Origin of the sequence: Odoribacter sp. N15.MGS-14, from assembly GCF_000980245.1 — a bacterium.
GTDB lineage: Bacteria > Bacteroidota > Bacteroidia > Bacteroidales > Marinifilaceae > Odoribacter > Odoribacter splanchnicus.
In genome coordinates, this window is the sequence record NZ_LARE01000102.1 from 1 (window position 1) to 7,521 (window position 7,521).

The window sequence follows — 7,521 nt, forward strand, 5'->3', positions numbered from 1 at the left end:
GGGTCGAACTGAATTCAATACGACAGAAGAGATTATCGAAGCAGCTAAAACATTGAAAAATTATCTGGCAGAAAATCCGGTATACGATGAGAACGGACAATTGATAACGGTTCCTTATGCCGGTTAAATGAATAAATGTTAACATTAAACTGAATCAAAGTGAAAAAGATATTCTATTTATTTCTGATTTTATCACTGGCATTCGGATTGCAGAGTTGCGGCGGATCAGGCGGTAGCGCAGACGATCCGGAACCCGGACCTGAACCCGGAGCAACCAAAGCCAAAGTGTCCTTTGCACTGAAAAGTGATATAAACGGTGTTCAGGACAATGACCTGAAAACTGCATTAACTCATTTGCGCCTCTATTTGTACGACAAAGACCAGAAATTGGTATCCGTAAATAAATACACTTCCGCAGATGCTCTCAAAGCCATCGAATTGGAAAAAGGAAATTATACCGTTGTGCTGGTCGGGAATGTTCCGGAAGACGGGAATATTTCCTCCGAAATAATCGGTACGCCACTTTCCGGCATGTCTGTACAATTGACAAAAGCAGAAGGAGCCACCCATTACACTCCTTTGGGAGATGTGATGTTCGCTAAAAGTACTCTGACGGTCGACGACAAAGACCTGACGGTCGGCTTAAGCGTAAAACGGACTCTATCTGCCACGAAAGTGCAGCTAACCGATTATTCCGGTCAGATTTCCGATGCCGGGGTCCTCGTACCCGGAGTCGGTACGATGTTCGGATTCGGTGACGATAAATGGACCGAACCAGGCACTGTCTTCGTTACGATGAAAGCCGGAGCCATCACCAAAGCGGCCGAAACCGGAAAGCAATACAGTATTTTCCTGAATGTCACCATCGTGAATACAACAGGAGAAATTGAAAAGAAAATTCAATGCAATATTATTGCCCGGGACGAAACCGGACAGGTATTGGCTGCCCAATTGCTGGAAGTGCCTGCTACGACCCAGCCCAACACCGAGGTGTCACTCAACCTATCCGTCGAATCGGATCCTGCAGAAACCGGAAAAATCAATATTTCTGTCAGTGAAGTGGAGGTGAAGAACGAAGAAGGCAAGAAAGAAAACGTCACGCCGGACGATATCACAAAGCAGGAAACCGATATCGATCCCGACCTGACTCCCGAAGACTGGACGACAGGAAATGAAGAGGATATTGAAATCGGTACCAAAGAAGATTTCATCACTCCCGGCGGACAAGCGAACGATTGGCAACAAGGAGAAGATGAACAGGTCACTTTCGACAGTACTAACCTTCAATTCCGATAACAAAATACACCGGCAGTTCAAAAATCTTTTTTGAACTGCCGGTAACTTTTTAAATCCGGTTAACGGATTCTTTCAATCCTCTCTCTATTTTTTCTTCCCTTTTTTAGGCATGATTTCCTGATTTGTTTCCTCTGCCATATAACTGGCTTCATGTTTTTTCTTCATGCCTTTCGGTTTTTTGTTTCCAGCTGCTCCCATGGCTCTATTCTCATTTTAAATGGTTAAATAAATTGATCATAAATAGGAGTAGTCAACGGTTATTAAAAATAGCTGGACTGCTCATTCTCCGCTTAAGCAAATCTTATGCCAGAAACAAAAAAAAATGTTTACATCGGCCTTTGACACAAATCCTGCCTTTTTTTCATGAAGATTTGTCATTTTCCAGCAACCAAGTATAAGCTTTCATCGTTCAAATAAAAAAATCAAAGACATGAAAAAAAGAAAAAATAACATCTGGCTGACTATCGGAGTCATTGTCATCTGTGTATTATTGCTTTACTGGCTTTTTGCCCGTACGCTTATCGTCGAAGACGAAGAACTCGGGACTACCGATGTTCCGGCACTTATCGAGCAATCTCCCGGCGAATAATCCTTCGCCGGATCCATTCGTCCAGGGAATAGCTGCCGGCTCCGCCCCACAGCAAAAATACATACACGCCCAGATAAAGTAAAGGCAACTCTCTCACTGCAAAAGGATCGGCACCATGAATAACGAAAAAAGCCATCAGCATTCCGAACATCAAGGGGAGAGCAGCCAACCGGGTCATTAACCCGAAGATCAGCAAACACGAACATCCCACCTCTGCAAATAGAATCAATAGGAGCGATAAGGTGCTACCCACGCCTAAAGGATCAGGAAAAGTAGCGCTTAAAGTCGAAAAGGACGCTAATTTCGCCCACCCATGACTCAACGTCATTCCTCCTATAAACAAACGCAGGAAAAGTAAAGCTCCGTCCAGATGTTTCCGGTCAGAAGCTACTAATTTCAATAACAACTCTTTCATAAAACAAACTTTTTTTATCTTTCTACGGAAAAAGGTTTCCTAAAGTTCGTCATTTATTCTTTACCCCTTTAATCACATCCACAATCTCCTACCCGGAAAATATCATAACTAACGGTTATACAGGCTTGTAAAGGAAATACATTCTTACCCGAAATTCCCCTGGAATGCATCAGATCATTCAGGCCGGCACTCACCCGGCACATCACATTCAGATGTTTCACGATCCGGTATTCATAGCCGAAAGTCAGGCCGGCATTCCATTTCTCCGTTTCATCGTCTAAAGCGACAGCCGGATCCGGTCCCGATACCCCGGATTTATTTTGAAAATAATAACCGGCATATCCACCGAAAAGCAAAGATGCCCGGTTACAGTTCAGCATATATTTAAGATATACCGGAAGTTGTAGTTCCTTTAGCCGAAACCGTACCTTCTGCTTCCGGTCTGTATTTTCCCCTGGGGCATACCGGCTATCGAACCGATGGTCTGCATAATTGACTTCCGTACCCAAAAACCATTTCCGGGTAAAAGGAATAGTCATCTTCAATCCACCGACCGGCACAACAAACATCCGGACATCGCGGAAAGGAATTCCCACCGACGTTCCGCCACCGGCCTGCAGGGCCACCGCCAGATCATAATCCTTACGCCTGACCAACTGCCCGGAACTTTCCACCCCGATCAGTAAACCCAAAAGACAAAAAACAATTCCTTTCATATCAAAGCCGAAACCATTATTTTTTCAGAATGATCGTTTTTTCCGACGATTTGACTTTCAAACTCTGGAAATCCCATTGCCGTACTCCTTTCTGGAAATCCAGCTCATATACATTTTCATTCCAGACAATCTCCAGCCACACAGCCACTGTCCCCGCAGCATTATAACGCCCTTCCCTGATCCGGACTTCCACCGGTCCGTATTGGCGATCGGTAAACGATTGCTCTCCGGTAAACACATAACTTCCCGGCGTACGTCCTTTATCGACCTGTAGCCCGGCTATATCGACATAAAACTGAGGTCCCGGACCATTCTCGTCTTCCAGGATCACTTTATCGTCCAGGGTCATATTCATCTGTCCTTTCTCCCAAAACAGATTGACCGTAGCGGATTCATTCATCAGTTGCTGATTCCCGTCGTACATCGGTCCGATATATATCCCCGGTATCACCTGTGCCATCTCCGGGATAGGACGCTGCAAATGATAAGTGATGTGAAAATCATACAGATTACGGTAAGCAGCCTCCAGCAAATAAGCATAATATTCATCTACTGGCGCCCAGTACGACAATAAATTCTCCAACCCTATCCGATCGAGAGTCAATGTCAGAGCATTCATATCCCCCTGAGGAAACAAATCCATATAATCACCGTCCCGGCCGATCCGGATATAATCACCACTGTAGTAATAATCGTAACCGAACCGATCGCCGTCCGGACAATTGACATCGATCCTTCTTTTGGAAAACATCAGCTCATCTCCCGGCAAAAATAACAGGTTTCTCTCATCCAGCAAATAATGGAAAAAATCGAATAATTCCGGCGTCTCGAAATCATCATACAGCTTATAAGAATAATCGATATCGTAAACATACCAGGAACCTTCCCGCAAAATATCTTTATATCTTTCCGCGTCTGAATGACAGGAAGAGAATCCGCTCAGGAACAATACCAGAATTAGAATCCACGAATAACTTTTCATACAACCGATTTTGTGTTCTGTTAAATATCACAAAGTTAGAAGGATTTTCTTCAATTCATGGAGTTCCGGACAAATTGTTTTAAAATGCTTTTCTGCCGTCTATAGGGCATCAGGCCACTTTCACTTGTTGAAAAGCAGCCTCCAGGACTGCAGTTGTAAGTGACAGCCCTACTCTTCCCATAGAGATGGTGTAACCTGCTTCGGTCTTCCCGCAATACCCCGGAACAACGGCCATTCCCCGAAGCCCCCTGAATTCCTGCCGGGCAGCCCGGCAACTCTCTTCCCACAACACTTCCGGAGCACCGAAATTCCCATCCGTCAGCATAAAATTACGTGAATCGTGCCATTCCGCCTGATCGAACAATTTGCTGAACAACAGAGAAGCCAGAATATCTCCCTTAGCCAGGATATAATCCTTCATACAATGAGAAGATTCACGCAATACTCCGACATGATGCAGAATACCGTACAAATCGTCCAATTCCTTCTGCAATTCAACTTTATACTCTTCGAGCTTCCGTCCGGCTAAAAGCTCATAAGCCAATTGTTCATGAACCTGTTTTAATTCATTGAACTCATTTTCAAATCCTGCTCCTCTCCGCAAACTCAACCCATACAACTGCCGCAAACGGGGCATCACGCCCTTTAAAGCCGATACCACTACAATACTACAACAATTCTGCTCTTTTATTCTATTTTTAATTTCTGCCAGGGTTTCCTGATTCTGAAGGACAGCACCCTTGAATTTCATGACTAACATACCTTTTGAAATTTTTAAACGATAAACTTTAGATTAGAATCCTGAAAAGCCAACCTCCGGCAGCCTCGGCCGGAATAATATACGGATATACAGATTGGTGATATGACAACTTAAACCCCCATAGGGGTAATAGTTGTTGTTGTAGTGGTAGTAATAATAGAAACAGCAGAGAACGAAACAGACAAAATCCAATCCTCCGGCTGACAAACAGTCCGGCAATTCAGAATAATATGTTGCCTTTCGATCTTCATAACAAAAACAAAACTAAAGGAAATATTTTCGAATAACAAATATCCGGCAATTTTTTTGACGTCACACGTTGAAATTTAACAACAAGTATATTTTTCCTTCTGAATTTAAACACGAAAAAGTGGAAAATGACGTTGTAATCGTCGGGAGCCTATGCATAATTAGTATCCGGATTTCATCGAATTTTCGGAAATCCGGGTGAAGTGTGTTCTGTTTCGATGTACCTATAGAGGTAATATTTCGATCCAATATCCATCGGGATCGCAGATAAAATAGAGGCCCATGTCGGTATTTTCGTAGCATACACATCCCATTTCTTTGTGGAATGCTCTCACTTTATCATAATCTCCCGGGACACGCAGGCAAAGGTGATACTCTCCTTCTCCCAGATCGTAAGGTTCTTTCCGATCGCGCAGCCAGGTCAATTCGAGGGTGAAAGACGTTTCCCCGTCTCCCATATAGACGAGGATAAAAGAACCGTCGGAGGCGGTTTTCCTCCGTACTTCTTTCAATCCCAAAGCTTTTTCATAAAACCGGATACTTTTTTCTAAATCCAGTACATTGAAATTGAAATGATCGAATCTTCCTTTTATTTCCATTGTGTAAAATTAAATTAGTTTATCGTTTTTTCTTCTCCTGGTTTTCCGATCGCCAGAAATCTTCCGCCACGCTTTTCGACATACTCCCGGAAAGCATTCGCTTTTTCGTATTTTTCCCAAAAGTGCATAGGAGCGAATTGCAGGGTACGGATCCGGTCGACAAATTCCCGGCCTCCCCGGGTGTAATCCTTGCCTAAACGCGGATCGACAGGAAAAAGGGCTAAATCGACATAGTCGGTTTCCCGGGCCAGAGTTTCCAGTTCCTGATGATAAAAGTTTGCGGCTTCTCTGATTTCTTCTGGGGTGGATTCCTCCTCCCAATGCCAGTTGTTCAGGTCGCCGGCATGAAAAATGCGCTTATCTGCGACATCGAGCAGAAAAGAAATGCCGATGTCGGTAGAACCGAAGGCTTTGATTTTTAATAGATCATCGTTCCATTCTTCTCCTTTTTTTAGGAAAATGGCATCGTGAAAACACGCCTTTTGGCTGTCGCGGATATCTTCGGACAGGATATACCGGATGTCCGGTCTTTCCGGTTTCCAGGAGAGTATTTCCGGGTTGAAATGGTCCGGGTGGGCATGGGAAGACAGAATATACAGCCTTCCGGGGCGTTTCAAAAAGTGCCGGTGTACATAAAACTCCGGGGTATCCCGATAATAATCGATCAAAATGGCAAATTCTTTGCTTTCAATAATAAAGCCACTGTGGTAGATATAAATAAGTCGCATCGGTTTCATGTAGCAAATATATATTTATTTGGATGAATAAATTTTGTTCTTTATAAAAAAAGTAAGCTCATCTCAATCCATGATCAGTTGTTTTACGAATTCGGTTTCGGGGTGTTTACAGATTTCTTCCGGTGTTCCGTCTTGTTCGATGTGCCCATCTTTCATAACTATGATACGGGTTCCGAGTGTCAGTGCTTCCCGGATATCGTGTGTGATAAAAACGATGGTCACTCCCAGTTCGCGGTGAATACGGGTAATTTCGGCCTGCAACATTTTTCGGGTGATTTCGTCGACGGCTCCGAACGGTTCGTCCATGAGCAGGATGTCAGGATTGGCGGCCAGGGCGCGTGCAATTCCTACTCGCTGGCGTTGTCCTCCGGAGAGTTCCGAGGGATAACGGTCGAGCATTTCCTGTTCCAGACCGACGACTCCGATGAGTCGTTCTACAGCTTTGCGGGTACGTTCTTTGTCGTGCTGGTTAAGCAGGCTCGGTACATAAGCGATATTTTTCCGGACAGTCATGTGAGGAAACAGTCCGATTCCCTGGATGACATAGCCGATATTGCGGCGTAGAAGAGTTTGGTTCTCTTGCGATATGTCTTTCCCGTCGATATATATTTTGCCCTGAGTCGGGGCCGATAATCCGTTGATAAGCTTGAGCATCGTAGTCTTTCCGCTTCCGGAGCTACCGATGACAGTCAGAAATTCACCTTTGCGGATCTTCAGATCGAATGCTTTCAGAATCACCTGATCCCCGTAAGCTTTCGTCACTTGTTCGAAACGTATGATATCATTCATGCTATCTCAATAATCCTTTCTTTTTCAGAAAATCGGCAGCGACGGTTTGTTCCGGTCGGCCGGCAATATCGACCTCGTAGTTCAGTTCGGCCATTTCGGCGTTTGTCAATATTCCTTTCATTTTTTCCAGCGTTTGTTCTAATTCGGGATGTGCCTTTAAAGTCTCTTCACGGATGACGGTGGTACAATAGTAGGAAGGAAAAAAGTTTTTATCGTCTTTCAATACAGTGAGGTTGGCTCCATTCAGTTGCCCGTCTGTGGTAAAGATATTCATTACGTCGACTTTCCCCGATTTAATGGCTTCGTATTTTAATCCGATATCCATATCGCGGGTCTTTTTGAATTTCAGGTCGTAATACTGACAGAGGGCTTCGTAGCCTTCGTGAATT

General features: G+C 44.2%; 11 protein-coding genes. 2 read left to right on the forward strand and 9 right to left on the reverse strand.

Features of this window, described 5'->3' with window-relative positions; all coding sequences use genetic code 11:
• The first annotated feature begins 159 nt into the window (after nucleotides 1-159).
• A complete protein-coding gene (locus WS34_RS13790; RefSeq protein ID WP_046405522.1) occupies nucleotides 160-1,296 on the forward strand; it encodes a FimB/Mfa2 family fimbrial subunit in 1,137 nt (378 codons plus the stop codon).
• Between the two features lie 84 nt (nucleotides 1,297-1,380).
• Here the strand turns inward: WS34_RS13790 and WS34_RS15920 are convergent, their stop codons facing one another.
• Nucleotides 1,381-1,494 carry a hypothetical protein gene (locus tag WS34_RS15920; protein ID WP_013613096.1) on the reverse strand — a complete coding sequence of 38 codons (114 nt, stop codon included), beginning with the start codon at nucleotides 1,492-1,494 and terminating at the stop codon, nucleotides 1,381-1,383.
• A gap of 232 nt (nucleotides 1,495-1,726) precedes the next feature.
• Between WS34_RS15920 and WS34_RS15775 the strand changes: the two genes are divergently transcribed.
• Complete coding sequence (locus tag WS34_RS15775) at nucleotides 1,727-1,885, forward strand: hypothetical protein (protein ID WP_013613097.1); 159 nt, start codon at nucleotides 1,727-1,729, stop codon at nucleotides 1,883-1,885.
• Here WS34_RS15775 and WS34_RS13795 read toward each other — a convergent pair.
• The 8 genes from WS34_RS13795 to WS34_RS13830 form a co-directional block, all read right to left on the reverse strand.
• Nucleotides 1,860-2,300 carry a DoxX family protein gene (locus WS34_RS13795; protein WP_046405524.1) on the reverse strand — a complete coding sequence of 147 codons (441 nt, stop codon included), beginning with the start codon at nucleotides 2,298-2,300 and terminating at the stop codon, nucleotides 1,860-1,862. The two genes, WS34_RS15775 and WS34_RS13795, sit on opposite strands and share 26 nt — an antisense overlap.
• A 68-nt stretch (nucleotides 2,301-2,368) precedes the next feature.
• Nucleotides 2,369-3,016: a porin family protein gene (locus WS34_RS13800; RefSeq protein ID WP_013613099.1), complete on the reverse strand. Its 648-nt coding sequence runs from the start codon at nucleotides 3,014-3,016 to the stop codon at nucleotides 2,369-2,371.
• Between the two features lie 16 nt (nucleotides 3,017-3,032).
• Nucleotides 3,033-3,998: a hypothetical protein gene (locus tag WS34_RS13805; RefSeq protein ID WP_046405525.1), complete on the reverse strand. Its 966-nt coding sequence runs from the start codon at nucleotides 3,996-3,998 to the stop codon at nucleotides 3,033-3,035.
• Between the two features lie 109 nt (nucleotides 3,999-4,107).
• Nucleotides 4,108-4,749, reverse strand: a complete 642-nt coding sequence (locus tag WS34_RS13810; RefSeq protein WP_286693804.1) for an amino acid kinase family protein — start codon at nucleotides 4,747-4,749, stop codon at nucleotides 4,108-4,110.
• 482 nt (nucleotides 4,750-5,231) lie between these two features.
• Nucleotides 5,232-5,606 (reverse strand): VOC family protein, encoded by a 375-nt coding sequence (locus WS34_RS13815; RefSeq protein WP_046405298.1) that lies wholly within the window; start codon nucleotides 5,604-5,606, stop codon nucleotides 5,232-5,234.
• A 14-nt stretch (nucleotides 5,607-5,620) separates the two neighbouring features.
• Nucleotides 5,621-6,334 (reverse strand): MBL fold metallo-hydrolase, encoded by a 714-nt coding sequence (locus tag WS34_RS13820; protein ID WP_046405303.1) that lies wholly within the window; start codon nucleotides 6,332-6,334, stop codon nucleotides 5,621-5,623.
• A 72-nt stretch (nucleotides 6,335-6,406) separates the two neighbouring features.
• Nucleotides 6,407-7,132, reverse strand: coding sequence for an ATP-binding cassette domain-containing protein (locus WS34_RS13825; RefSeq protein ID WP_046405530.1), 726 nt, complete (start codon nucleotides 7,130-7,132; stop codon nucleotides 6,407-6,409).
• Nucleotide 7,133: 1 nt separating this feature from the next.
• Nucleotides 7,134-7,521, reverse strand: a 388-nt coding sequence (locus WS34_RS13830) for a glycine betaine ABC transporter substrate-binding protein (protein ID WP_046405532.1), incomplete at its 5' end; no start/stop codon positions are given.

What these genes read in the sequence shown, in the direction of transcription:
- WS34_RS13795 (WP_046405524.1), bottom strand. Translation starts at nt 2,300, where the DNA reads ATGAAAGAGTTGTTATTGAAATTAGTAGCTTCTGACCGGAAACATCTG.
- WS34_RS13800 (WP_013613099.1), bottom strand. Translation starts at nt 3,016, where the DNA reads ATGAAAGGAATTGTTTTTTGTCTTTTGGGTTTACTGATCGGGGTGGAA.
- WS34_RS15775 (WP_013613097.1), top strand. Translation starts at nt 1,727, where the DNA reads ATGAAAAAAAGAAAAAATAACATCTGGCTGACTATCGGAGTCATTGTC.
- WS34_RS13825 (WP_046405530.1), bottom strand. Translation starts at nt 7,132, where the DNA reads ATGAATGATATCATACGTTTCGAACAAGTGACGAAAGCTTACGGGGAT.
- WS34_RS15920 (WP_013613096.1), bottom strand. Translation starts at nt 1,494, where the DNA reads ATGGGAGCAGCTGGAAACAAAAAACCGAAAGGCATGAAGAAAAAACAT.
- WS34_RS13810 (WP_286693804.1), bottom strand. Translation starts at nt 4,749, where the DNA reads ATGAAATTCAAGGGTGCTGTCCTTCAGAATCAGGAAACCCTGGCAGAA.
- WS34_RS13815 (WP_046405298.1), bottom strand. Translation starts at nt 5,606, where the DNA reads ATGGAAATAAAAGGAAGATTCGATCATTTCAATTTCAATGTACTGGAT.
- WS34_RS13805 (WP_046405525.1), bottom strand. Translation starts at nt 3,998, where the DNA reads ATGAAAAGTTATTCGTGGATTCTAATTCTGGTATTGTTCCTGAGCGGA.
- WS34_RS13820 (WP_046405303.1), bottom strand. Translation starts at nt 6,334, where the DNA reads ATGCGACTTATTTATATCTACCACAGTGGCTTTATTATTGAAAGCAAA.